Here is a 24,828-nt window from a genome sequence, read left to right as displayed (position 1 = left end):
AAATGCTAAAATATAAAAAAAAGGATAGTGAAATGAGAAAATGAGAAAATGAGAAAATGAGAAAATGAGAAAATGAGAAAATGAGAAATATAAATGATAAACATCTACGCTCTTACTTTTGCATCTCTCTTTTTACATCTCACATTTTATATGCCTACATCTAGTGCTAACTGCAAAGGATAGCATAAACGAGTTCTTTGGTAGGCTTTTGATCTTTTAGTTTCTCTCTAACCGTATCAAAAGTAACTTTAAAGTCACAACCTAATTTATAATTGCCACAACCATAAGCAGTATTCCCCTTCATGATTTTCCCTTTTTTGCACTTAGGGCATGCTAATGAATCTGATGTTGCTTTTGTGGTTTTAGGTGTTGCTTTTTTAGGTTCTAATTTGAGTTTATAATTTTCTTCAAAACGAATTAAACCTTCTACAGTACCAGCATCGGTTTTAAAGCCTTTTATATTTACCGTTGATCCTTTCTGAACTAATCTTAAATATTGGTTTTCTGATATTTTTTTGTCTGCAAAAGTATAAGGTAATACAAAATCGCAACCTGCTTTATAATTGCCACAACCATAAGCTGATTTGCCTTTTATAAGTGTTGCTTTTTGGCATTTTGGGCAGGTTTCTGCTAAAATCCCTGCGGCTTTCTTTTTCTCAATAGTAGCTACTTGTTTCTGAACGCTTCCTGCATGCGAAATATTGGCGTGTCTGGTTTCACTTCGTACTTCATATACCAAAGCTTCAACCATTCGTTTCATATTAATAATAAATGCACCAGCGGTAAAAGCTCCTTTCTCAATATCTTTTAACTGCTTTTCCCAAGAACCAGTAAGTTCTGCCGACTTTATTAATTCATTTTGAATAGTTTCAATAAGCTGAATTCCAGTTGGAGTAGGTAGAACCTGTTTTTTATTTCGAACAATGTATTGACGTTTAAAAAGCGTTTCAATAATATTGGCTCGCGTAGATGGACGCCCGATACCATTTTCCTTCATCAGTTCGCGTAAATCTTCATCATCTACCTGTTTACCTGCAGTTTCCATAGCACGCAGTAAAGTTGCCTCTGTAAACTGATTGGGTGGTTTGGTTTCTTTTTCTAAAAACGAAGGTTCGTGTGGACCTTTTTCTCCCACAACAAAATTCGGTAATAAATCTGCTTCTTTTTCTTTAGCATTCGGATCTTCAAAAACAACACGGAATCCTTTTTTTAAGATTACTTTTCCAGTAGTTTTAAAGCTTACATCAGCTGCCTTTCCTATAACGGTAGTATTGGCTACTAAACAATCGTCGTAAAACACAGCAATAAAGCGTTTTGTAATAATATCATATACTTGCTGCTGATTGTATTGCAAATTAGATTGTATCCCTGTTGGAATAATTGCGTGGTGATCCGTTACTTTTTTATCATTAAAAACCTTTGGTGATTTTTTTATCTTTTTCTCTAAAAGAGGTTGGGTTAATGCAGCATAATTAGTTAGATTTTGCAAAATACCAGGTACTTTTGGATAGATGTCGTTTGGTAAAAATGTAGTATCAACTCTAGGGTAGGTAACTACTTTTTGTTCGTAGAGCGTTTGAACAATTTTAAGAGTTTCATCTGCCGAAAATCCAAATTTTGTATTGCAGTATACTTGTAAACCAGTTAAATCAAACAGCTTAGGCGCATACTCATTACCATTCTTTTTATCGATAGAGACAATTTCAAAATCACTCTCTTTAACTTTATTAGCCAAAAGTTCACCGTCTTCTTTTTTCAGGAAGCGTCCTTCTTCATAACTAAAAAGTGTTTCTCTATATAAGGTTTGTAACTCCCAGTAGGGTTGAGGTTTAAAATTCTCGATTTCTTTAAATCGGTCAACTACCATAGCCAATGTTGGGGTTTGTACCCGACCAATAGATAATACTTGTTTATAGCCACCGTGTTTTACAGTGTACAAGCGGGTAGCATTCATACCAAGCAACCAGTCGCCAATGGCTCTGGAAAATCCGGCATAGTACAAATTATCGTAGTTAGCAGAAGGTTTTAAATTTTCGAAACCTTCTTTTATAGCTTCGGTAGTTAAGGATGAAATCCATAAACGCTGAACTTCGCCTTTATAATTGGCTTCATTCATAACCCAACGCTGAATGAGCTCTCCTTCTTGTCCAGCATCCCCACAGTTTATAACCAATTCGGCTTTATCGAATAAAGTTTTTATGATTTTAAATTGCTTCTGAATACCAGAATTCTGTACCACTTTGGTCTCAAATTTTTCAGGAAGCATTGGTAGGTTGTTCAAATCCCAACTTTTCCAATGCGGTTTGTAGTCGTTAGGTTCTTTTAAAGTACATAAATGCCCAAAGGTATAGGTTACAGCATAGCCGTTGCCTTCATAATACCCATCGTGTTTGGTATTGGCTCCTAAAACGGATGCAATTTCTCGTGCTACACTTGGTTTCTCGGCAATACAGACCTTCATTATCTCCTTCTAATTTGAGTCGCAAAATTAAGGATTTTTTATAAGAAAGGAGCAAAGGTTCTTAGGAACAAAGGCACAAAGATTTTTTTAAATATCGCAGAGACACAATTTTTTTGTCCCACGCATATTTTTTAAGAGATTCAAGCAGATATGCGCAGAGAATTTAATAAAATCCGTAGAATCTGCGGAATCTGCGTAAAAAAAAATATTTTATCATAGAATGCACAGCAAACATACTTTTTAATAATATTTATTTTGAATGACTAACTTTCTTTCTCCTAGTGGTTAGGTATTTTCGAATTGGAATATCATAAAAAACCATAGTTAAATAAGCTACGCCAAGTAGTAAAATTGTTCCTGTAGTTATAATAAAAACAAGCTGAGTTGTATCTGGTTTGTAGGTTGTATAATAGTTGGCAAATACAAACATCACTGCATAGTGAGTCATATATAACGGATAAGATATTTTTCCAGAGAAGATACACAATTGTTTGAATTCTTGCTTTAATGTGGCGCCAGCTCCTAGTGCAACTAGCAAAGGAAAATAGAATAATACGATAATGGGCTCAGTTAGCCAATTCCAATTGTTAAAAGGTATTAAGAAGGCTAAGAGCAGCAATGCAGATAAACCAATGAAACCGAGGTTAGATTTAATAATCCAATTAGAACGATAAATTAGCATTCCCGCTAAAAAGGAATACGAAATACGTGCACAACCATCCCAAAAGTTTTCTCCGCTCCATCCGCCCATCAAAGAACCTCCCGCACGATTACTAACAAAACAGATTCCCACTGCAGCTAAAAGAGTTAATAAAAAGAGGTTACGTCGGCTCAATTTGTGAAGGAAAAGTATATAAAGAATATTGGCAACATACTCCCAAAACAAAGACCAAGCAGGGGCATTAAAACCAAATAAGTTAAAATAACGATCTGGCATTACCGGAAATGGAATCATAAATAGAGAACACAGGAATATCAAAATCAATTTACCTGTTTCGTAGGTTTCAGAGTGACTAGAAAATGGATCAAAAAGAAATGTCAGTAAACCCAAGACTGAACCAAAAATTACCAAAGGATGCAATCTGATTAACCTTAATTTAAAAAAGTCGGTAATTTTCATTTTGTCAATGCGATCATGATAAGCATAAGCAATAACAAAACCAGATAAGCAAAAGAAAAAATCAACAGCTAAAAAACCATGTGCGATGAAATTTTTACCAGGTTCATAAACGATTTCCATAAAATGAAAAATTACAATTGCTAATGCTGCTATTCCTCGTAGGCCATCAAGAATTTCAAAATGTTGCTTTGGTTTTAAAACGCTGGTTTCTTGTTTTGTCATGGTTAGTAGTGTGGTATTTTAATAATATGGCTTATAAACTCAATAATAAGAATTTGTAATCGGTTTCTACAAAGATTGATTTTTTCTGTTTATAAAAAAAGCTACAGGAATTATTTTCTTGTAGCTTTTTTGTGTATTTGTTTACTTGTCTAAGAGCAAAGACTATATTGTATTTTATACTTTAAAAACATCAAGTTTTTTCATCCAGAAGATTCCTGACTCTAAAAACGTAAGTTTTGTTTTGATTACTTGATCTGTTTTATCTTTCGGATTTTTGGTTACAAATCTTGCCTTCGAATTATTAAAATCTAATGTGTATTTGTCATTAAAATCTTCTTTTTTATTAGATGAAAAAGTAATTACATTGTCTTTTGAGCTCCATTTTCCTTTTCCGTATTTATTTACTTCTGGAGGATTTCCCCCTTGTATTTTGGAATACGAGTGAAATAGGAATGCCCCGTCTTGATTTAAGGTCAATTTATATTCAATTTCATGCTTGCCTTCTTCTGTAAGTGTACGATTATAATCGCCAAAAAACGGAGTCGTTTGTGCGAATAAAGTCAGGTTGAAAATTAAAAGTAAGGTGGTAATTAGTAGTTTCATTGGTTTGGTTTTGTTGGTTTTGAATTTGGTTGTTTGTGTTATTGCATTATGAGATTTGTATTTTTAACGATAAAATTAATTGCCAATTTTACTTTCTCAGGCTTCGTTAATCTAATAATCTTTTTTCTAAAATAACTTTCATTTTATAAATCTTTAATTAAAATCACTTCGATTTATGAATACCTATTCGATTTTGAAAAATTTAAATTATGACGAATATAAAGCTAAAAAGTCTAATTTAATAATCTTTTTTATGGGCTCAGTTGAATACAACCGATTGTTTACAATCACTTAAAAGTGATTGATTACTTGTAATTTAGTTTCGATGAACAAAGAACTAGAAATCTAACAATTAACGGAAATTCAATCATGGAAGTGCAACATAAAGAATCAGCCACAGAACTTTTAGAATTAATGCATAGAGTAGATTATTTTAAAAAACTAAAGCCAGAGAATAATGCAGATAATTCGTTTGGCGTAACGCTCAAACGAATTAAATCTAATGGTTTCAGATCTTCTTAAGGCAAGTATTATTCTGCTTAATGAAGATGCTCGAAATATGTCAAATGTAGCAGCTGTGACAGATATTAATGTAATGACTTTACTTGAAATAGCCTTACAACTCTTGCCAGAAGATGAAATGGTGTTATTAGATAATTTACATAAAATTCATTTGTAGTCTGAAGCTAGATTTGCTAAATAGAAAAAGGTACAGTTTGATGCTGTACCTTTTAGAGTTTTGTTTTTCGTTGTACGAAGTTCCCTCGTTTGGTGTAATAATTTCAACACATAGAAAGATAGTTTAGCAAAGTCTAAAAAGGCGTTTCACTTAAAATAAATCACATGAGGCTATGCGAAAAAAAATATTTTTACGACCCGAGCGAAGCGAATTGACAAAGTAATTACACCAGCGGGTTGTTTTATTTTTTTCTGAAGAAATTTTTCCTATGTCAGTAGCTTATTGAAAATATGTGCGAAGTCGGGAGACTTTGTACTGCAAACCTCAATTTAATGAAATTATTTCGGTAGATGTGCAATCAATTCAACCTCTAATTTTGCGCTTTGCATGTATAATCGTTGTACTTGTACCCATGTAGCGGCAGGAAAGTCGCCATTGTAGAATTTTTTTCTAGCAGAATTATATTTTTTCACTGTCTCTATATCTGTTGTATATAAATTTTCTTTTACAACATTTTCAAATGTGGCACCATAACTCGCTAGTGAAGCCTTTAAATCGTTATAAACAGTTGTGATTCCTTGTGGAGTTATTTCGGTTGTTACAGCACCCGAAATGTAAAGCACATTGCCAATTTTTAAAACTTGAGCATAACCAATAGCTGTGTCTTGTTTTGTTTCATTGTTCCAATGCCATTTTTCCTTTTTTATTTTGGCTTCTTGTGTGAAACTTTTGTTGAAAATAAATAAAAAAGAAAGTAAAAGAAAGTACTTCATAATTGTTTGGTTTTTAATTGATTGTTAAATGTTTTATAGGTTATGTGCAAAGATATTTAAGTTTTAATCTCCTTGTTGTGAATGATTTGCAAATCAATTGTTAATATCAATGAAGAAGAATATAGGCAGCAGCCTCTTCGCTGAGCGAGGGAATAATGTAATGACTTTACTTGAAATTGCTTTATAACTTTTGCCTGAGGAAGAAATGGCGTTATTTAATGATTTACAGAAACTTCATCTGATGTCTGGTAGAACTTTATGTAAATGATTTTATAAACCTGAATAGTTTTGAGTAGTATTGAAATAGAAAAAGGTACTGTTCACTATGAGCCGTACCTTTTTTGTTTTTTATTTTAAGTTTCGAGAATCTAATTCTTTTTGAAGTTCTTGTTCTAAGATTTTATTATTTTTTGAATTTCTAACAATAAGAAAGGTCAGTATCAAAGGAAAGAAAGTAAAAAAAGTAAACCCGTTTTTTACCGCGCTGAAAACTACAATCCCAATAGTAAAGCCAACTGCTGCAGCATCAATTATTTTATTGTTTTTCATTCCCTTTATTTTCAGTAAAAGTTCTTGGTCGTTTAATTCGGTTAGGTTTTCTGGTTTCATAGATTGAATGGTTGTTATAAATGGTTAGTTTTAGTCTTGTTTGGTTCTGAAATATCGGCTGATATTCTATTAAACGAAAATAGAAAAAAAATGTTAATCATACTATAACCAGTACTTTGATCTTGTCTTTTTGTGTTTGTTGTAGTGTTGGAGTAGGGACGAAATAGTGAAGTCCCATAAAGCAATCGTGAGCTTTAAGAAGATAAATTTCGGATGAGGGGGCTATAACAAATAAACTCTCTTAGTTCCTATAATAATGCTTATCAATAATTAACCCTTGTTTCTATTTTAAACTAATTTTAGAATAAGAATCCAAGAAAGTGTCGGTTGAAATACTATCTCTAACTAATGTTTTTATTCTAAGAATTCTTTTACCCAGATAATAATAAAGCCTTTTATAGTAGATTTTTGCATCAAAATATTCGGCGTTTGCGTTAATCAATAATTGTTGCTTCATCAGTAAATTTTTTTCCATTTATATTGAATTCATTACAAAATGGTCTCCCATATGAAGTTTTTAATCCTCTCTTACAAGCTCCCGTTATATTATATTTCTGCTTATTTATGTAGAAAACAATACTATCCGATTGAAATATTGTGTCCTTTAACTTGAAAATAATCTCTGTCGAAATTGAATTAGAATATTTATTATAAATCTTAAAATTCCCTATATTGATTGTTTTATTGTTTCTTTTAACTTTTACAACTGAATTTAAAATAGCTTTCTCATTAATATTTTGAAATTCAATCTTAAATTCATCTGTTAAAAGGTAATTCTTCTCATAATGACTGTTGCTATTACAATTAAAGAACATAAAACACGATAGTATTATAATTTTATTTTTTAAATTTAACATACCCATAAAAATTAGAATTAAATACTGATTTAAGAAAGTTGCATTTTTGCTATGGTTTTTTCGGTTATGGAGTACTTCATCCTCAATCATATTACTGTCTGTCATCATTAAAATAGTATGGCCTTGTTTGTATTTTCGATCTATAATTTTAAGAAGTGTAACATCTATATCATCAATGGTCTCATTTAATTTTTCTAGCAGAATCAAATGGAAAGCTCAGGTCACCTTCATCGGCAATATATATATTATTATTTACTTCAAAAAGACATTAGTTTACAGCCTATTGCCCAACCTCCCATAGTTCTTCCTGCTGTGTCAATCTTCATTTGCATGTTGCTAATGTCGTATGCTAAAGAGTCATCGAGTACCACGCAATAGTTATATTTCGCCTTAAATACATCAGGAGGGTCTTTGAAATAAACATCAAGTCTATTTTCAACTATTCTTGCTTCTAATAAATCTAAAGATTCAAAATATTTTGTACTTTTTGTATTCTTCTCAAAAAAATATAAACTACCTTTTTTGGGTACATAATTACTTTCTTTATTAAAAATGAAAGTGATATTATATGTTCCTCCATCTTCATCACAATCCACTTTTTCTTGACAAGAAAAAAATAGAATAGCAATCATAAAAAATAGTAATCTTGGTTTCTTTTTAATTTGCTTCGATATATCCATAATAATTACTTTTAAATAACTCGATAGAAATTATTGCTTTACTTATTTCTTTATAATCTTTCCTATCTTGGTTGGAATTTCGATACTCAATGGTGCATTTTTATTATCTAGTTTATGACCGTTAACAACAAGTGATTTTATATTATTCATTATTATCCATTTTTTTCTACCTCTATCAGCAATTGTATCTATCTCATCTTGAATGGCTGTTATTTTGTATTCAAGACTATCATCAATAACTAATCTTATATCATAATTTATTTGACCAGTGAAAAAAATATAAGGGGTTAATACCATTTGATCATTGTAAGTTGATGTTGGTACTTTTTTATTGAATTTATCATATTTTGGTAAGCAATTACTATTTATATCAAAATCAGAACTGCCATTAATTAAATTTTTGAAATTGGAGTTTTTTTTGTATTTCTCAAAAACAACTTTTTGAGGGCATATTGATGAGTTCCATTCTCTAAGATAAATATTTTGAAATGAGTCCTCACTTTTTTTATATTCATTTTTGTAACAGCTTGTAAACAAAAACACTAAGCCTAATAAGCTAATAAATTTCAATGTATCCATAATAATTACTTTTAAATAACTCGATAGAAATTATTGCTTTGATTATTTCTTTATAATTTCCCCAATTTTGGTCGGAATTTCAATAGTAACTTCTCTTGGAGTATGAATTACAGTAGGCTTAGCTATTGTATTGTCTAATTGATGTCCGTTAACAGCTAATGACTTTATACTATTCATTATAACATAATCTCCAGGTCGACCACCTAAAAAAACAGTATCGATTCTATCGTGGATGTCTACTATTTTATATTCAATACTATCATCAATAACCAACCTTATATCATAATTAATCCGTCCTACAAACATCTCATTAGGAAATAATATTCTCTGATTATAAGCTATAGATTTATCATTACAATTAATAACAAAGTCGGAATAACTTTTAATTTTATTTTTAAACTCTGAATTCTTAACATATCGTTCGTAGACAACTTTTTTCGGACATATGGATGAATTCCACTGATCTAAAACGATGTAATAAAAAGATACATCACTTTTTTCATATGTAATTCGTCTGCAATTCACTAATAAAATGCTTAAACCAACTAAGCTAATATATTTCAATATACCCATAATAATTACTTTTAAATGATTCTAACAAAATTCTTTGTTTTTCACGAATTAATACCTTTCTAAGTGGAGCAGGATTTTTATTTTCATCAACTTGATTAACGGGATCATATCCCCAAGTATAAATACGGAAGCCAACAAATTTACTATCTCCAACCTCTAAAAAATTTAATCCTCCTTCATAAACCACCCAATGTACGTTTGTTGTTAAAGCTTTTGGGTTATAACCAGCTTTATCCTCAATCATATCGCTGTCTATCATCATTAGGATAGTATGTCCTTGTTTGTACTTTCGGTCAATGATTTTAAGATGCATAATATCCATATCGCCAATAGCATCGTTTAATTTTCCGGACATTCCTTTTTTATTTGCAATTTGAAGCAACAAAAACAGAACTATTTCATAATCAGTCTATTTTATATAAATATTTATAGTATTAATGTAGTTTGAATTATTTTGAAAATCTTTGTCATCAGAAAAATTATTTTTATAAATAAGACTACAATAATAATCCCCTCTATCTTTCCCCGCTCTTATTCTAGTTGCAATGTTTCTGAAATCATAAAGTTTATATACTTTATTTTCTTCTCCCTCAATTATTAGAGTATCAGATTTTAGAATTTTATAATCTGTATAATATTTATTTACTGCATCTATTTTTTTTTGATATTTATTTTTTTTTCTTTTACCATCTTTTCCTACTGAAATAATAGAAAAATTTCTCATCATTTTGGTAGTACTTATATTCATAGAAAAACAAAAATAAATCCTATTTCCGTCTGCTAAAAATTTGGATGATTCACATTTAGCTTCATTTGTATAATCTTCTACTTTAATGTAGAAAAAACGAAAAATAAAAAAACCAATTATTACTACTAATAAAACTAAAATTATTTTCTTCATTACTTTATTTTAATATATCCGTTATAATTATTCATAAAATGTAATTGAATCATTTTCTTTGTTATTGCCATAAACTCTGGCATACTCGTTATTGTTTTTATGAAAATAATGACGAATAGATACATTCTTATCATTAGAATGAATAATCAAATAATCGTTATTGACAATTTTACATGAAGAGACAATAATAAATAAAATACCAATAATTAATTTACCCTTTTTCATTTGGTTAAATTGCCTTTAGAAAATTTTATTATATCGATTTGTCTTCATTTCCTCTTTTAATTCTAAGATTTTATTCTCAATTACATTTCCTTTTGTGCCTACTTTAAAGCACAGGTAAATATACCCACTTCCAATAGTTGAATATGAAAAACTATATAATTCAATTATTATAACTGTATAATTTATTTTTTTTAAAGCACTTATTCTTTTAGGAATTAGATTTGTAAAACCCGTTAAACTAATGTCCCCAATTGCCCAATTGTTTATTTTAATTATGGGGTTTATAAAAACGTCAGCCTTCTTAATATGTTCGTCTGCAATATTGTAGTTAAGGCATTCTTTCGTAAGTACGTTCTCGGTTTTTAGAACTAATTTGATATCGTTATTATATAACTTTTCATGAATGTGATATACACTTAAAGAATCATTAATTGGTATTCTACAGGATTCGATATTTTTCTGAATAAAATTTTTAGTTTTATTCTGAGAATGTGAATATGCTATACCAAATAAAAAACAGAAAAAAAATGTTGCTATTTTCATAAATTACCAGCAGAATTATTTTCATAACTAAATGAAGTTGACTTATAAATTATAGTTGTACCGAAATCCTCTTTGAATACTGAAACAGATTCAAAAAATGACTCTTCTAATGTATAAAAGTTCGACCAGTTTTTATATGCATTTTTTTTATGTTCTTCCATCTTCATCACAATCCACTTTTGCTTGACAAGAAAAAAATAGAATAACAATCATAAAAAATAGTAATCTTGGTTTCTTTTTAATTTGCTTCGATATATCCATAATAATTACTTTTAAATAACTCGATAGAAATTATTGCTTTACTTATTTCTTTATAATCTTTCCTATCTTGGTTGGAATTTCGATACTCAATGATGCATTTTTATTATCTAGTTTATGACCGTTAACAACAAGTGATTTTATATTATTCATTATAATAAAATCTCCTGGTCGACCGCCAGAGAAAACTGTATCAATTTTATTAACAACATCGGTAATTCTATATTGAATACTGTCATCAATAATTAACCGTATATCATAATTTATGGGACCTACAAATTCGATATTTGGTCTAAGGATCCTTTGATTAGATTCAAAATGTATTGAATCACAATCCATAACTTCAAAATCAGAATAGCTACTTGTCAAAATTTTGAAATTAGAATTTTTAACATACTTTTCTAATACAATTTTTTTGGGACAAATCGATGAATTCCATTTTCTCAAATAGATATCATAGAATGACTTATCAACTTTTGTATATTCGATTCTCTTACAATTTATAAGAATAAAGCATAGTGATAAACTAATATATTTCAATATACCCATAATAGTTGCTTTTAAATGTTACTACACGCTATAATTATTTCTTTAGGGCATGTCCTTGCTCAGATGGTATAATAATATTTGTGTCAGCATGTTTATTATCTGACTTATGACCATTAATCATCATTGAGTAAATTCTATTATTTATATAATACTTCCTTCCTAATGTAAATGTATAATGTGTAGTATCTAATTTACTCTTAATATCTGTTATTTTATACTCTAAACTGTCATTGATTATTAATCTTATATCATAATTTATTTTATTTATATAAGGAAAATATGGACTTAATATTATTTGTTTATTTATGGAATCACAGATAATGTTAAAATCAGGGTCCTTTCCTGTTAAATCTATAAAATTTGAATTCTTAGTATATTTCTCTAATACAATTTTTTCTGGGCAAATTGGAGAATTCCACTCTCTAACCAAAATTGTATTAAACGAATAATTTTCATTATAATATTCATCACAACTTGTGAATAACAAAATAATGAACACTAAACTAAAACATTTCAATATACCCATAATAATTACTTTTAAATGATTCTCTCAGTATAATTATTTCTTTATAATCTTTCCTATTTTTGTTGGAATCCAAATATTATTTTTCGCATCTTTATTGTCTAATTTATGGCCATTAACCATCATTGAGTAAATTCTATTATCTATATAATATTTCCGACCTAAAGTAAATGTAAAACTTGTCGTGTCTAATTTACTCTTAATGTTAGTTATTTCATATTGCAGGCTATCATCAATAATTAATTTTATATCATAATTTATTTGACCTGAATAGAGTGTGGAAGGTGTAAATATCCTTTGATTAAACTTAGACTTAGATCTATTGCAACCCTCAATATTAAAGTTAGAATCTTTTTGAATCAAATTTTTCAAGTTTGAGTTCTTTGCATATTTCTCAAAAACTATTTTTTTGGGACATATCGACGAATCCCATTCTCTTAAATATATCCCATCAAACGAGTAATCTTCTTTATAATATTCATCACAACTTGTGAATAACAAAATAATGCACACTAAACTAAAACACTTCAATGTATCCATAATAATTACTTTTAAATGATTCAATAGAAATTCTTTGTTTCTCACGAATTAATATGTGTTCAATCCTTGCTTTACTTCCAAATTCATCTTCTTGAGTTACTGGGTCAAACCCCCAAGTATAAATACTAAAACCTACAAATCGACTATCTCCTACATCAATAAAAAACAATCCTCCCTCATAAACCACCCAATGTACGTTTGTTGTTAAAGCTTTTGGGTTATAACCAGCTTTATCTTCAATCATATCGCTGTCTATCATCATTAGGATAGTATGTCCTTGTTTGTACTTTCGGTCAATGATTTTAAGATGCATAATATCCATATCGCCAATAGCATCGTTTAATTTTCCGGACATTCCTTTTTTATCAGCAATTTGTAGCAAACCTAAATCAATTGCTTCTGCATTACTAAAACCTGCAACTTCTTTACACATTCTGGTTAACATCTCAGGCCAATTTGCTCCTTTTAACATATCAATATCACCATTTTCAAAACCATTGTACACAAAATAATCGTTTAAACTTTCTTTGCTTCGGGTTGTGGCAAGAACTATCCAATCTATTTCTGGGATCCTCATTGCTTTATATGCTACATCACTTGGCTTTACATCATACATGCTTAAAGCTTTTTCATGGGGTTTAATTATATAACTACCAATTGCATATTCTCCTGTTCTAAACAATTCTTTGGCAAGTTTCTCATATCCTTTTGGGTCACGCTTTGCCATTGCATAATACAAGGCAGCCATGCCACAAAGTGAAGTTTGTGCTTGATTAATCTTCCAAGGGTCATTAACACGGTTTTTTATTTGCTTATGAACAATCATTCTATCAAAAAATCTAAACCTATTGTGTTTCCAAACTTTAAGTTCTCCTTCGTTTTCAGCATCTTTTATGTAAGCTCTAATATACACAAAACGACCGCACATATCTTTTTCGTTTACAGTAAATTTTAGTGTGTCGCCTACTGGAGAAAGTTTTTTTTCTATCCACTTGTTTTCAGATAAGTTATGGAATCTGTACATCCAGTTTATCGACGATTTATTTTCTGGAATTCCCTCGGTATACTCGGTTACTTTAAACTCGTAGGTTTCCCCATAAAGCATTCCTTGCTGTTGGTTTGTTCCTGTACCATCATTAGTAGAACCTAAATCAAGAGTTGTAACACATTTTATTGTTTTTACTCTGGTTTCCTTTTTCTCTTGTTTAGGTACATAAAAAACGGGTTCACTTGGCGGAATCCAAGATTTATTCCAGTATTTTACCAATTCTGCCCCATAATCCTGAATTGCAGGAGATATGGTTAAAACAATGTGCATGCTTTCTGTTTCATCAGTATTAAATACTTCTGAATACTCTATCAAATACGCATCACTAAATTTATATTTTCTTATCGGAATATCTTCATCGCCTTTGTTATAAAAATGTACTTCTCCTTTTTCCATTCTGTCCGTTTCTTTTTCAACGGTCTTTGTCATGTTATGCCAAAATACATCATCGTTTTCTTGTGACATAAAACTTAGGCTCAGAAAGCCTCCTTCGGTATCACTAGTTGGTGAGCCATCTGCTCTCGTACTTCTATAATAATTGGTGTTTATCCATAGTAATTCTCGTTCTTCTCCTAAAATAAATAATTTAGCTGAGGTCATAAATCTATTTCTTTTTATTATTTTAACGGCTGTAAATATAAGTAAAAAGCTATAATTTTTACAATTAAATGATATTTTTTGAAGGATAAAACCTAAATAAAGTACCCGATTGCTATTAGATAGCACGATTTGTTCCATAAAAAAACGCGGTAAAACCTAAGTTTTACTACGTTTTTTAAGTAAATGAATAATAAGAATAAGAGGCTATTTGAAGTTTCTTTGTTTCGTGCTTGTTCCGACTTTTTTAAATTAATTTTTTATACTCAACAATAGGAATCAGGAGGCTTTACTTTATTTTACTTTGCGACTGTGACTTTTGATAAGGAATATTTTGTAGAGCGAGTATTATTGGATAATTTGCATAAACTTCATTTGGAATCTAATACAAAATAAGTATTACCACGCCAGCGGGGAAATATATTCGCATAATAAGTTGAAAATCTAATATAATTTGTCATAACCTATGTCTGTTAATCTTAAGCATTCTATTGCAGTATTTTTTCCCTCATAGGTTACATAGCCGTTTGCTTGTAAATTATTTATAGCATCAGAGAATAAATCTTTTTCTATTGGATTTAGTTGTTGAAATATCGTAAAATTTAAATTCTTAAGCTGTACAATATCATTAGCTCTAGAATTTTGTTGTTTAAATTTATTTAAAATCAATTCTTCAATGTCATCTGTAGATTTACTGTTTTTGTACAAACGTTGAAATCCTAATTCTGTTAATCTCAAGCATTCAAGTTTGCCATTTTCATAGGTTATAAATCCACTATTAATTAAGCTATCAATTGATTTTAATACTTCATCTTGTTGTTTAGGGTTTAACTTTTGAATTATTCCATTACGTAAACTTCGCATCATTATCATGTCTCCCGTAGATGAATTCTGTTGTTCAAATTGTGACAGTATTAAATCTTCCATTTTTTGTTATATTAAATTAGTTTTTTCTGAAATTTTATTTTGCAATTACTACGTGTGCAGATTGGGCCCCGCTTGAATTAATCGAAAAGATATATCTATAAAATCTAAATTATATATTTTCATCACTTTATATTATATAGATAGTTTTCATAAAAACAAACATCGTCTTTTAATTTAAACTAACCACCCCGTATAAATACCTGTTTTATACTGAAATGAAAGTAAAAATCAGTGTTATTGGATTTTATTCCCCTTTTTTATATTCTTTAATGTATTCAGAACCATCATCATAAATTTGAATTATATTAAGTTTATCATCATTTTCGATAAAGCTTATTTTTTCATCATATTGAGAATTTCTCCATCTGCCATCAATATTTGCCCAAAGAATTTTATTTCCATTAAATTTTATTTTGTACTCATATTTTTGATTGTCAGATTTTCTAGTGTATGATACATAATACAAATCATTGGTTTTTGTAGCTTTAATTATTTTTGGAGATTGATCCATAATAGCTGCCATTGTATATCTAGCAATATCTTCATAAGTGAAAGTTTTTGGAATGTTTTCTTCAACTTTACTTATTTCTTGAGTTTGATTTTGTTCTTCTGTGATAGCTTCTTTTTGTTCACTTTGTTTGCAACTAATGATTAAAAGAAAAATTAAAAAAGATATAATTGATTTCATGTTGTGAAAATTATTTAACTTCCTTCAACATTGTAAGCAATTCAGGAATTTTACTTACTTGAGATTCAGTCCAGAAATAATGCTCATTATCTGTAGAACCATTATCTTTTAAATAGATGGATATTCTTCGTACACTTTTCTCAATATAGAAACTGAATGTAATTTCTCTTGAGTTAAAAATATAAGTTGTTGATTGTTTCTTATCAGTTTTATCTTTAAGATTCGGGATAACGTATTGTTCTATAAAATAAATAAATTCATCAACTTCGTCTAAATCAATCCATGAAGATTTGAAGTAGTTATTGTTTTTTCCTCCACTTTGGTATATTACAGTCATATCCATTTGCAATGACTTCACTTTTTTATTTGATTTTAAATCAATTGCTTCAACAGGAAAGAAAGAGACTATCTCTCCAAGTCCAGATTTAAATTCGGCTTTTACATTCCAGTTCTTATTTACTTGTGTTATATCGGCGTTATCAATAAATTGTCTCGTTTCAGAATTTGGTTTTTGTTGAGCATAGTTTATTGACATTATTGAAAGCAGTAAAAATGTAAGTAATGGTTTGTTGAGTTTCATGTTATATTGTTTTAATTATCATTTGTTTTATTGTTTCCCAAAACTAACTCCTTAAAATTCAACATGTTTACGGAAAACCATAAATAGACAAAATTCTAGCCCTGATAGAAGTGAAAATCCTTTTGTGAAGCTTTAGCGGAACAAAAGATTGAAATGTATAGCAGGATAAAGCTCCCAAAAAAGGCTATAATTCCAATAAAATTAAGGGTGGGAGGGTTCTTGAAAAACTTGAAAGTTGAATGATAGAATTTTAAACAAAAATTTTGTAATTTTGCACTCCATAAAAGGATACATAAAATGTTAGATAGACTTCAAATAGTAAAACAACGTTTCGACGAGATTTCGGATTTAATTATCCAACCGGATGTTATTGCGGATCAGAAACGTTATGTGCAATTGAATCAAGAGTACAAGAACTTAAAAGCATTGGCAGAAAAGCGCGACGAGTACGTGCTTTTGTTGGCAAATATAGACGAGGCTAATGAGATAATTTCAGATGGTAGCGATGCCGATATGGTCGAAATGGCCAAAATGCAATTAGACGAAGCTAAGCAGAGATTACCTGAACTAGAGGAAGAAATCAAGTTTATGTTGATTCCTAAAGATCCAGAAGATGCCAAAAACGTAATGGTAGAGATTCGTGCAGGTACGGGTGGAGATGAGGCAAGTATATTTGCTGGGGATCTTTTCCGTATGTACACAAAATACTGTGAGAATCGTGGTTGGAGAACTTCGGTTGTAGATATGAACGAGGGAACATCGGGAGGATTTAAAGAGGTGATTTTTGAAGTTACTGGTGAGGATGTTTATGGAACGTTGAAGTTTGAAGCAGGAGTACACCGTGTACAACGTGTACCTCAAACAGAAACTCAAGGGCGTGTGCATACATCGGCAGCTACGGTAATGGTTCTTCCAGAAGCCGAAGAATTTGATGTACAAATTGATATGAACGATGTACGTGTTGACTTTTTCTGTTCGTCAGGACCAGGAGGACAATCGGTAAATACAACTAAATCGGCAGTGCGTTTAACGCATATTCCAACAGGTTTGGTGGCACAATGTCAAGATCAAAAATCACAACACAAAAATAAAGACAAAGCATTAGGTGTTTTACGTTCTCGTTTATATGAGCAAGAATTAGCCAAAAAAGAAGCTGAAGATGCTACTAAGCGTACATCACAAGTAAGTTCTGGTGACCGTTCGGCTAAGATTCGTACGTATAACTATGCTCAAGGACGTGTTACAGATCACCGTGTAGGGCTTACGTTATATGATTTGGGTAATATCATGAATGGTGATATCCAGAAGATTGTAGACGAGTTACAATTGGTTAACAATACTGAGAAATTAAAAGAAGCTAGTGAAGTTTTTTAATATAAGAAGCTGAAAAACTAGATTTTAAAATTATATAAAATGCCTGACTAAAATTAGTCAGGCATTTTTTTATGTCTTAAGTTTTTTTAAATAAAAAAACCTAAGTATGCTCATACTTAGGTTTTTAGGGTAATATTACTAATTGCGGTATTAATATATAGTGAGAGCATTTACTCAATTAACCGTTTATATAGTAAAACGTATAAAGAAGTAATATACTATGAGAATACTTTTTTTTAAGGTTTTTATTAGAGGTGCAAAGGTTCAGAGTTGCAAAGTGACAAAGGTTCAAAGCTTTGCGCTCTTTGCGGTTAAATCCTTTATCATTACTCTTTACTACTACTTGCTGTTTTTCTCGAAATAAAATTGGTAACTGCCAGTTGAAACATCGAGCCAAAAAAGCCAGTTATTTTGTTCCGTGTGCTTCCTATTAGTATCTTTTTGGATAAATATCCGGCTCCAATACTAAAGATAGATTTCAGCAAATTACTTTTTATGTCGATGCCTTCATTAATTTCCTCCAACGTATTTTTTATAATATTCAGAGGTTTTAGGTCTTCCTTAAAATCATGAAATTTTTCTTTTAAATCAATCCATTCGGCTTCTTGCTGATTTTTTAATTGCAAAATCATTTGATTTAAATCATCGGTAGCAGTGGTATTGGCTCTCATAAGAAATTGGTTTTAAGATTAATTTCAAGACATTTTAATTCCTTTTTTTTAATAAAAGCGAAATTATGATGTTTCCAATAGGACCCTTAATCCATTTGTCTTGTTTTTTGAATAATACAATAGCAAGGATTAAATAAGCTAATGCCAATATGAAAAAGCCATAATAATATTCGCCCAAGAGTTTACCTATCAATAAACTAAGTCCAATATTGAAAAACAAACTAAAAAAAGCAACAACAATCGCTACAATAATTTGTGATGTTAATGACGAAAGCACATCGGCAGATATTGATACCGATTTAAGTTTCAATAATTCAAAACTTGTTTTGGTATAATTCTCGGCTTTATCAAAAAGTGTTTCGGTTGTTGTTGCTTTAGTTTCCATGTGGTAGTATTTGATTGTTAAAAAGAATCACATTTCTCCTTAATTAGTTATGTGTTCAATTCCGTCGCTTACTTCGGCTTTGGCATTATTGTATTTGGATTTTCCCTGATTCATCAGATCTTTACCATTTGCAGAAATAGTGCTTGCAATATTCTCTAATTTGCCTTTGAGTTCATCTTTATAATCTTTGCTTTTGTCAGCTATCTTTTGTCTGGTTTTTGATCCTTTGTCTGGTGCAAACAATACTCCTAATAATGCTCCTGCAGCTGCTGCTCCAATAATTCCTAAAATGGTGTTACTAGTTTTCATAATATTTGTATTTAATGTTTAATAATATAATTTGTTTCTAAACTTCTCGGCCTTTAATTAATCTTAAAAGCACTGCGATAATTGCAATAATCAATAAGATGTGGATAATACTTCCCAGGCTATAAACAAAGAAACCTAAGGCCCACAGAATAACTAAAATAATGGCAATGGTGTATAATAAATTTGACATGGCATTTATATTTAAGGGTTAATAATGGGGGATGCGTAATTTAGCTTGTAGTATAATTTTCTAAAAACATCTTGAATTTAAAATCTAAATCTATGTTTCTAGGCGTTAAATAACTTTTCTACAAATTATACCCAGTGGGTTAATTCAATTTATAGGCAACATATAAGCTTAAATTACTATTTTTTGCATCAGGAAAAGTATAGTTAGTTCCTAAGAAACTGCGTTCTTTTCCTACGGTTGTTAGTCCGTAATTGTAACGTAAACCAATGCTTAGGGGATCAAAATCGACTCCAACACCAGCAGATAATCCAGCGTCGAATCGGTTAAAATCATCAGCATTAATATTTTCTTCAAAATCAAATGCTCCACCGGCATTAGATTCGTTGGTAACTTTACCATCTACCAAATAAGAGGCGTAACCACCTACATGGATATTGAAGTTTTGTGTTAATTTGAATTTCACTAATAATGGAACTTCGATGTAATTAAGTCTAAAACGACCTACTCCGCTTACGAAATCACTATTGTATTCAAGTTCAGCTCCTTTTGTTGTGTATAATATTTCGGGTTGTATAAATATATTATCCGAGATAGGGAATGCTGCGTAAAATCCGGCATTAAAACCATATATAGCATTTTTATCATCGACATCACCAGAATATAGGTTAGACATATTTGCTCCACCTTTAATTCCGAATTCAGGTCCTACGGGAGCGCTTTGAGCATTTAAAATTCCAAAAGAAGCAGAGATAAATACCGTTAGGGCGTATAATAATTGGGCTTTGTTTTTCATAGTTTTTAATTTTATGGCTTAGACATTAATTATGGGATACTATTTAAAAAATTATTATTTTCTTAGTGCTTTCGATTCGTCTAGAAAACGGTATTGAGTAGGCAAATATTTAATTGATAGTTTAATTATATCAGTATCGTTTGTCTCTCTTGTTATCGATTTTAGCAATTCAATCTGGTCGCTTATAGATTCTATTATCAGATCAATATAAGCTTTGTCAAAATTGGCTTTAGTAGCGTCTATTAATGAGTATAAATCATTTTTAGAACCCTTTTCATCTGTATTTATAATAATGATAAGCTTCTGGTTGGCCATTTCGCTTATTTCATGAAGCAATTCATTTTGATTGCTTTCTATTCTACTGCTTAACCTTTTTATTCTTTCGTCTTGGCATTTTTGTTGTGCAATTTGACTTTTTGATATGATAGCTTTACTAATATTTGCTGTAGCTATTAAAAAATAAGCGTCAATTTCTTCTGAATTATTTTTTGAGAAAATCTCATTATCTGGTGTTTTTTCAAAGGCTTCATTTTTTTTACATGACAGCATAGTCGTCAGAATTGCAAAGACAAAAATTGCTTTAATAAGCAAAGATTTAGTGGCTAAAACATTGTGAATTTTCACTTTCTAAAAGTTTATATTACAAAGATGCAACCGATATAGAGTTTATGCCTTACAGCATAAAAAAGAATCGTTATATAATTCCCATAAAATGAATTATATAACGATAAATTGTAAAAGTATAAGAGGTTTACTCAGGTAGGAAAATGGTAAAAACAGAGCCTTTGTTTGGTGTACTGTCAGCAATAATGTGTCCTTTGTGGTTTTCGACAATTTTTTTGCAAATAGCCAATCCAATTCCGGTTCCAGGATATTCATCCGTCTTGGTGTGTAGGCGCTGAAACAGTACAAAGATGGTTTCCTTAAACTGCGGATCAAATCCCATTCCGTTATCGGTAAAAGTAATTTTATAATATTTCTTTATAGACTGTTCTAGTAAATCTGGAAATTCTTTAGCTGTTATCTTTTCACAAAAGATATTGATCTTAGGTGCAATATTTGGTTGGCTGTATTTTAAAGAATTACTAATCAGATTAATGAATAGCTGTTCTATTTGGTAAGGAATCACATGGAGCTTAGGTAGTTTATCGGCTAAGATAATTGCATTCTTTTCCTGAATTATTTCAGATAATTCTAATTTAGCTTTTTCTAGTAAATCAGTTATATTCGTTTTTAGGAATTCTTTCTTGGTTGTATTTGTTCTTGAAAAGAGTAATAGATCATCAATTAAAATACGCATCCTCTTTGCAGAAGTTCCTATTTTTAGAATATAACCTTTTCCGCTTTCAGATAAAGAATTCATATCGTCATCAGAAATTCTGGAAATAAATGTTTGTATCTTTCTAAGAGGTTCTTGCAAATCATGACTCGCAACATGATTGAACGAAGCTAATTCTTTATTACTTTTTTCAAGTTCTTTGTTACGTTCGTAAATCGCAATGTTTTGAAAATGCTCTTCGGTGATATCAAATGTTATCCCTAGCATTATTTTGCTTCCTTGTTCATCTATCAATAGTTTTCCGATAGTTTTGAAGTATCTAATTTCTCCATTTTTTCGAATAACTTTATAGTAAATAAGAGGGAGTTGCTTATTCTCGATGATACCTTGCATTAGGCTTGAGAAAGCTTGTTTGTCTTCGGGATGAACGTACTCTAAAAACGTTTCTTTTTTTGGAACAAATGAGTTAGGTGGATAGCCTAATAAACGATACTGATTATCAGAGTAAACAATTTTATCAGAATCCATATCCCATTGCCAAGTACTAAAAGCTCCAATTATTTCTGATTCGGCCATAAGCTTAGTCGAAATTAAAAGCTTTTTGTTAAATACTTTCAAACGGTTAAGATCATTGCTTATTTGTCTGTAAGATAGTAGAATAAATGATAGAGCTACCAAAAATAAGATTATCGAAAAGATTGGAGTTAACGAAATTTCGCTCTGGTATATTTTTTGTCTTTTTTGTAAAATGTCTTTCTCAACATCGTTCATTTCGTCTATCTGAAAGCGAATGTTTTCCATTACAATTCGACCACCAAACATACAGTTGTCGAGCTTTCTTTTGTCATAAGTTTTCTCGTTGCTGTATTTTAAAGAGCCTTCTAGATAAGTATAACGCTGAATGATTAAATCGAAAAGATTTTTAAGATTTTGTTGCTGCTTAGGATTATCATTCATTAACTTTTTAAGCTTAATAAAGGATCTGTTTACTTTATCACGAGAAAAAAGATAAGGTGCAAGAAAACGGCTATTTTTGGTTATTATATAGCCTCTTTGACCTGTTTCTGCGTCTTTTACAAACGATAATAATCGTTCTAATTGAATGTTTATTTCATAGGTATGCATCATTAACTTGCTAGAATTCTGCAAGTCACGATTGTGTTTGTAGGATACCGATGTAATAAATAATAAAATAAATATCGATATTGCAAAAATAATCCTCAACGCAAGTGGGGAATTAAAATTGGGTATCAATTTCATCCGGTTTTAATTATTTTAAGCGTAACAAAAAGGTATCACGATTCAAGCCAGAAGTGTGATAATGCCAATTTAGAGTTACAACTTCATTAATTATTTTTTTTAAAGCGTCAAAGCTGCTTGGTTTTTTAATATAAATATTTGCCCCTTGTATAAAAGTATCTTCTATATCTTCTTCAGATGAAGAGGTAGAGTAAATGGCAACAATTAAATGTTTTAAATGCTCTGTTTTTTTTATTTCTATTAAACATTCTTTGCCAGTTTTTTTAGGCATATTTAAATCCAGAAATAAAATGTCAGGCAATATGGTTTCTGGATGCATTAAATGCGCCATTAATTCTATGCCATCATGTGCAAACTGTACTTTGGTCTGTATCTTTACTTCTTCAAAAGCATCTTTGAAAAAAAGGCGATCATCTTCATCATCATCTGCCAGTAAAATATGTAATGCGTTTTTCTGCATTTATAAATTCTTTATTTTAAGTTTTCGCGTCGTTTTTTTATGATTCTCTGAAATGCCGAAGGTGTAATTCCTGTCGTATTTTTAAACTGAGTACTTAAGTGCGCAACACTAGAGTAATTGAGTAAAAATGCAATTTCTGTCAAGCTCATTTCATTTATAATTATGAGATGTTTGGCTCGTTCAATTTTTTGTAAAATGATGAAATTTTCAATAGATGAATAGGTTACTTCCGAAAAAATATTCGATAAATACCCGTAACTATGATTTAATTTCTCGGCCAAATAAACAGAACTTTTTAAATTATTTCCGTTTTCATCCATGAAAACCATCTCAATGATGGCATCTTTTATTTTTTGTACCAGAACACTCTTTTGATTCTCTACAATTTCCAGACCAAAAGGTTCTAAATCATTCTTCATACAATCTAATTCTTCCGATGTTAGGTTTTTATCTAGTTCAATTTCTCCAAAACCTAAAGGGGTATAATTTATTTGTCGCTCTTCCAATTTCTCTTTCAGGAATTGAGAGCAAACAGTATTAATATCAAACTTAATAAATAACTTCATTGTTTAAAAAATATTGCTAAAGGTAAATAAAAAAACATTGGTAAGTAAAGTAATAAATAGTAATAAAAACAAGGTCGTTGTAAGTGTATGTCAGTCAACATTAATTTTTTATCAAAACAAAAAATACCGCCTAATTAAAAAATTAGGCGGTATCATAACCGAGTTTAATAAGGTTTTACAAATCTGAAATGATTTTATGCACTTCTTCTTTTGATTTACCTAATTTTTGCTGAAGCCTTCCGATCACTTCATCTTCTTTTCCTTCAGCAAACATTAAATCATCGTCGGTTAATGTAGCATATTTTTGTTTCAGCTTTCCTTTTAACTCATTCCAGTTACCTTTAATTTCTGTAATATTCATAATGCTATATTTTAGTTGTTAATACTTTAGTAAAGATGCAATTTGTTGTGGACTAGTATGTTATTGAACTAGGTTGAATAATTGTATAATTCCCACTTTAATAAAATTTAACTCAGATAACGTCTTAAAATCCAGGACATTTTTTCGTGCTGTTCTAATAAGCCAGTTATAAAATCGGCAGAACCTATATCATGATTTTCATTTTCAAACACAGGAATGTACTTTCTAAGTTCGGTAATAAGCTGTTCGTGGTTTTCTAATAATTCACTTAGCATTTCTTTTTGCGAAGGATATCTATTAGGGAATTCTTTTAATGTCGAATTACCGATAAATTCAGTCATGGTTCCGATTGTTTTCTCGCCAAGCTGATTAATTCTTTCGGCTACTTCATCAATGATTGTTTCTAAAACACCATATTGATCTTCAAATAATTTATGCAATTCCATAAAACTGTTTCCGGATATGTTCCAATGAAATTTTCTGGTTTTTACATACAATATCATTTCATTTGATAGAATAGAGGTTAAGATGTCGGCACTTTTCTTTAAATCTTTTGGGGATATTCCTATATGGGGGTTCATATGAATTTTATTTTTAATGTTGTTCTTCAAAGTTAAAACGATACTTCTTTCGTATGTTACATTA

General features: G+C 30.2%; 35 protein-coding genes. 3 read left to right on the top strand and 32 right to left on the bottom strand.

Annotation, left to right across the window (positions count from 1 at the left end):
- Positions 1-166: 166 nt before the first annotated feature.
- The 3 genes from OIU80_RS01010 to OIU80_RS01000 form a co-directional block, all read right to left on the bottom strand.
- Entirely contained in the window at positions 167-2,461 is a 2,295-nt protein-coding gene (locus tag OIU80_RS01010) for a type IA DNA topoisomerase (protein WP_264285252.1), read from the bottom strand.
- A gap of 250 nt (positions 2,462-2,711) precedes the next feature.
- Positions 2,712-3,803, bottom strand: coding sequence for an acyltransferase family protein (locus OIU80_RS01005; protein WP_264285251.1), 1,092 nt, complete (start codon positions 3,801-3,803; stop codon positions 2,712-2,714).
- A gap of 174 nt (positions 3,804-3,977) precedes the next feature.
- Entirely contained in the window at positions 3,978-4,406 is a 429-nt protein-coding gene (locus tag OIU80_RS01000) for a copper resistance protein NlpE (protein WP_264285250.1), read from the bottom strand.
- Positions 4,407-4,775: 369 nt separating this feature from the next.
- Here OIU80_RS01000 and OIU80_RS00995 point away from each other — a divergent pair, with 369 nt between their 5' ends.
- Both OIU80_RS00995 and OIU80_RS00990 read left to right on the top strand, forming a co-directional pair.
- Positions 4,776-4,928: a hypothetical protein gene (locus OIU80_RS00995; protein WP_264285249.1), complete on the top strand. Its 153-nt coding sequence runs from the start codon at positions 4,776-4,778 to the stop codon at positions 4,926-4,928.
- The gene (locus OIU80_RS00990) at positions 4,909-5,085 is read left to right on the top strand and encodes a hypothetical protein (protein ID WP_264285248.1); all 177 of its coding nucleotides are present in this window, start codon (positions 4,909-4,911) and stop codon (positions 5,083-5,085) included. Before OIU80_RS00995 ends, OIU80_RS00990 begins: the two co-directional genes overlap by 20 nt.
- 338 nt (positions 5,086-5,423) lie before the next feature.
- Here the strand turns inward: OIU80_RS00990 and OIU80_RS00985 are convergent, their stop codons facing one another.
- The 18 genes from OIU80_RS00985 to OIU80_RS00900 all read right to left on the bottom strand — a co-directional run bounded on the left by OIU80_RS00985 (position 5,424) and on the right by OIU80_RS00900 (position 16,535).
- Positions 5,424-5,858, bottom strand: a complete 435-nt coding sequence (locus OIU80_RS00985) for a RidA family protein (RefSeq protein WP_264285247.1) — start codon at positions 5,856-5,858, stop codon at positions 5,424-5,426.
- Between the two features lie 348 nt (positions 5,859-6,206).
- Positions 6,207-6,467: a hypothetical protein gene (locus tag OIU80_RS00980; protein WP_264285246.1), complete on the bottom strand. Its 261-nt coding sequence runs from the start codon at positions 6,465-6,467 to the stop codon at positions 6,207-6,209.
- A 434-nt stretch (positions 6,468-6,901) separates the two neighbouring features.
- Positions 6,902-7,531, bottom strand: coding sequence for a hypothetical protein (locus OIU80_RS00975; RefSeq protein WP_264285245.1), 630 nt, complete (start codon positions 7,529-7,531; stop codon positions 6,902-6,904).
- Between the two features lie 50 nt (positions 7,532-7,581).
- Complete coding sequence (locus OIU80_RS00970) at positions 7,582-8,004, bottom strand: hypothetical protein (RefSeq protein ID WP_264285244.1); 423 nt, start codon at positions 8,002-8,004, stop codon at positions 7,582-7,584.
- Positions 8,005-8,046: 42 nt separating this feature from the next.
- Positions 8,047-8,583 (bottom strand): hypothetical protein, encoded by a 537-nt coding sequence (locus OIU80_RS00965; RefSeq protein ID WP_264285243.1) that lies wholly within the window; start codon positions 8,581-8,583, stop codon positions 8,047-8,049.
- 42 nt (positions 8,584-8,625) lie between these two features.
- Positions 8,626-9,156, bottom strand: a complete 531-nt coding sequence (locus OIU80_RS00960; protein ID WP_264285242.1) for a hypothetical protein — start codon at positions 9,154-9,156, stop codon at positions 8,626-8,628.
- Positions 9,134-9,511 carry a hypothetical protein gene (locus OIU80_RS00955; RefSeq protein ID WP_264285241.1) on the bottom strand — a complete coding sequence of 126 codons (378 nt, stop codon included), beginning with the start codon at positions 9,509-9,511 and terminating at the stop codon, positions 9,134-9,136. The genes OIU80_RS00960 and OIU80_RS00955 overlap by 23 nt, the downstream gene beginning before the upstream one ends.
- 54 nt (positions 9,512-9,565) lie before the next feature.
- Positions 9,566-10,057 (bottom strand): hypothetical protein, encoded by a 492-nt coding sequence (locus OIU80_RS00950; RefSeq protein ID WP_264285240.1) that lies wholly within the window; start codon positions 10,055-10,057, stop codon positions 9,566-9,568.
- 27 nt (positions 10,058-10,084) lie between these two features.
- On the bottom strand, positions 10,085-10,282 hold the full coding sequence (locus tag OIU80_RS00945; protein WP_264285239.1) for a hypothetical protein: 198 nt from the start codon (positions 10,280-10,282) through the stop codon (positions 10,085-10,087).
- Between the two features lie 15 nt (positions 10,283-10,297).
- Positions 10,298-10,825 carry a hypothetical protein gene (locus OIU80_RS00940; protein WP_264285238.1) on the bottom strand — a complete coding sequence of 176 codons (528 nt, stop codon included), beginning with the start codon at positions 10,823-10,825 and terminating at the stop codon, positions 10,298-10,300.
- Positions 10,822-10,992: a hypothetical protein gene (locus OIU80_RS00935; RefSeq protein ID WP_264285237.1), complete on the bottom strand. Its 171-nt coding sequence runs from the start codon at positions 10,990-10,992 to the stop codon at positions 10,822-10,824. The genes OIU80_RS00940 and OIU80_RS00935 overlap by 4 nt, the downstream gene beginning before the upstream one ends.
- 136 nt (positions 10,993-11,128) lie before the next feature.
- Positions 11,129-11,452 carry a hypothetical protein gene (locus OIU80_RS00930; protein WP_264285236.1) on the bottom strand — a complete coding sequence of 108 codons (324 nt, stop codon included), beginning with the start codon at positions 11,450-11,452 and terminating at the stop codon, positions 11,129-11,131.
- A 214-nt stretch (positions 11,453-11,666) separates the two neighbouring features.
- On the bottom strand, positions 11,667-12,131 hold the full coding sequence (locus OIU80_RS00925) for a hypothetical protein (protein ID WP_264285235.1): 465 nt from the start codon (positions 12,129-12,131) through the stop codon (positions 11,667-11,669).
- Positions 12,132-12,191: 60 nt separating this feature from the next.
- Positions 12,192-12,695, bottom strand: coding sequence for a hypothetical protein (locus tag OIU80_RS00920; RefSeq protein WP_264285234.1), 504 nt, complete (start codon positions 12,693-12,695; stop codon positions 12,192-12,194).
- Positions 12,673-14,343, bottom strand: a complete 1,671-nt coding sequence (gene tssD, locus OIU80_RS00915; RefSeq protein ID WP_264285233.1) for a type VI secretion system tube protein TssD — start codon at positions 14,341-14,343, stop codon at positions 12,673-12,675. The genes OIU80_RS00920 and tssD overlap by 23 nt, the downstream gene beginning before the upstream one ends.
- A gap of 441 nt (positions 14,344-14,784) precedes the next feature.
- Positions 14,785-15,267, bottom strand: a complete 483-nt coding sequence (locus tag OIU80_RS00910) for a hypothetical protein (RefSeq protein WP_264285232.1) — start codon at positions 15,265-15,267, stop codon at positions 14,785-14,787.
- Between the two features lie 244 nt (positions 15,268-15,511).
- Positions 15,512-15,955, bottom strand: a complete 444-nt coding sequence (locus OIU80_RS00905; protein WP_264285231.1) for a hypothetical protein — start codon at positions 15,953-15,955, stop codon at positions 15,512-15,514.
- A gap of 10 nt (positions 15,956-15,965) precedes the next feature.
- Positions 15,966-16,535: a hypothetical protein gene (locus OIU80_RS00900; protein ID WP_264285230.1), complete on the bottom strand. Its 570-nt coding sequence runs from the start codon at positions 16,533-16,535 to the stop codon at positions 15,966-15,968.
- 297 nt (positions 16,536-16,832) lie between these two features.
- Between OIU80_RS00900 and prfA the strand changes: the two genes are divergently transcribed.
- Complete coding sequence (gene prfA, locus OIU80_RS00895) at positions 16,833-17,909, top strand: peptide chain release factor 1 (RefSeq protein WP_264285229.1); 1,077 nt, start codon at positions 16,833-16,835, stop codon at positions 17,907-17,909.
- Positions 17,910-18,235: 326 nt separating this feature from the next.
- Here the strand turns inward: prfA and OIU80_RS00890 are convergent, their stop codons facing one another.
- The 11 genes from OIU80_RS00890 to OIU80_RS00840 all read right to left on the bottom strand — a co-directional run bounded on the left by OIU80_RS00890 (position 18,236) and on the right by OIU80_RS00840 (position 24,764).
- Positions 18,236-18,580 (bottom strand): hypothetical protein, encoded by a 345-nt coding sequence (locus OIU80_RS00890; RefSeq protein ID WP_264285228.1) that lies wholly within the window; start codon positions 18,578-18,580, stop codon positions 18,236-18,238.
- Positions 18,581-18,614: 34 nt separating this feature from the next.
- Positions 18,615-18,965, bottom strand: a complete 351-nt coding sequence (locus OIU80_RS00885) for a hypothetical protein (RefSeq protein WP_264285227.1) — start codon at positions 18,963-18,965, stop codon at positions 18,615-18,617.
- Positions 18,966-19,004: 39 nt separating this feature from the next.
- On the bottom strand, positions 19,005-19,274 hold the full coding sequence (locus OIU80_RS00880) for a YtxH domain-containing protein (RefSeq protein WP_264285226.1): 270 nt from the start codon (positions 19,272-19,274) through the stop codon (positions 19,005-19,007).
- A 37-nt stretch (positions 19,275-19,311) separates the two neighbouring features.
- On the bottom strand, positions 19,312-19,464 hold the full coding sequence (locus OIU80_RS00875; protein ID WP_264285225.1) for a lmo0937 family membrane protein: 153 nt from the start codon (positions 19,462-19,464) through the stop codon (positions 19,312-19,314).
- A gap of 139 nt (positions 19,465-19,603) precedes the next feature.
- Positions 19,604-20,257 (bottom strand): porin family protein, encoded by a 654-nt coding sequence (locus OIU80_RS00870; protein WP_264285224.1) that lies wholly within the window; start codon positions 20,255-20,257, stop codon positions 19,604-19,606.
- A 54-nt stretch (positions 20,258-20,311) separates the two neighbouring features.
- Positions 20,312-20,881 (bottom strand): DUF4142 domain-containing protein, encoded by a 570-nt coding sequence (locus OIU80_RS00865; protein WP_264285223.1) that lies wholly within the window; start codon positions 20,879-20,881, stop codon positions 20,312-20,314.
- Positions 20,882-21,008: 127 nt separating this feature from the next.
- Positions 21,009-22,796, bottom strand: coding sequence for a CHASE3 domain-containing protein (locus tag OIU80_RS00860; RefSeq protein WP_264285222.1), 1,788 nt, complete (start codon positions 22,794-22,796; stop codon positions 21,009-21,011).
- Positions 22,797-22,806: 10 nt separating this feature from the next.
- Positions 22,807-23,256: a response regulator gene (locus tag OIU80_RS00855; RefSeq protein WP_264285221.1), complete on the bottom strand. Its 450-nt coding sequence runs from the start codon at positions 23,254-23,256 to the stop codon at positions 22,807-22,809.
- Between the two features lie 11 nt (positions 23,257-23,267).
- Positions 23,268-23,822, bottom strand: a complete 555-nt coding sequence (locus OIU80_RS00850; protein ID WP_264285220.1) for a helix-turn-helix domain-containing protein — start codon at positions 23,820-23,822, stop codon at positions 23,268-23,270.
- Between the two features lie 175 nt (positions 23,823-23,997).
- A complete protein-coding gene (locus tag OIU80_RS00845; protein WP_264285219.1) occupies positions 23,998-24,183 on the bottom strand; it encodes a CsbD family protein in 186 nt (61 codons plus the stop codon).
- A 107-nt stretch (positions 24,184-24,290) separates the two neighbouring features.
- Positions 24,291-24,764, bottom strand: a complete 474-nt coding sequence (locus tag OIU80_RS00840) for a Dps family protein (protein ID WP_264285218.1) — start codon at positions 24,762-24,764, stop codon at positions 24,291-24,293.
- Between the last annotated feature and the right edge of the window lie 64 nt (positions 24,765-24,828).

It is taken from the genome of Flavobacterium frigoritolerans (genome assembly GCF_025847275.1).
Taxonomy (GTDB): domain Bacteria; phylum Bacteroidota; class Bacteroidia; order Flavobacteriales; family Flavobacteriaceae; genus Flavobacterium; species Flavobacterium frigoritolerans.
This window is presented reverse-complemented; position numbering and strand designations above follow the sequence as displayed.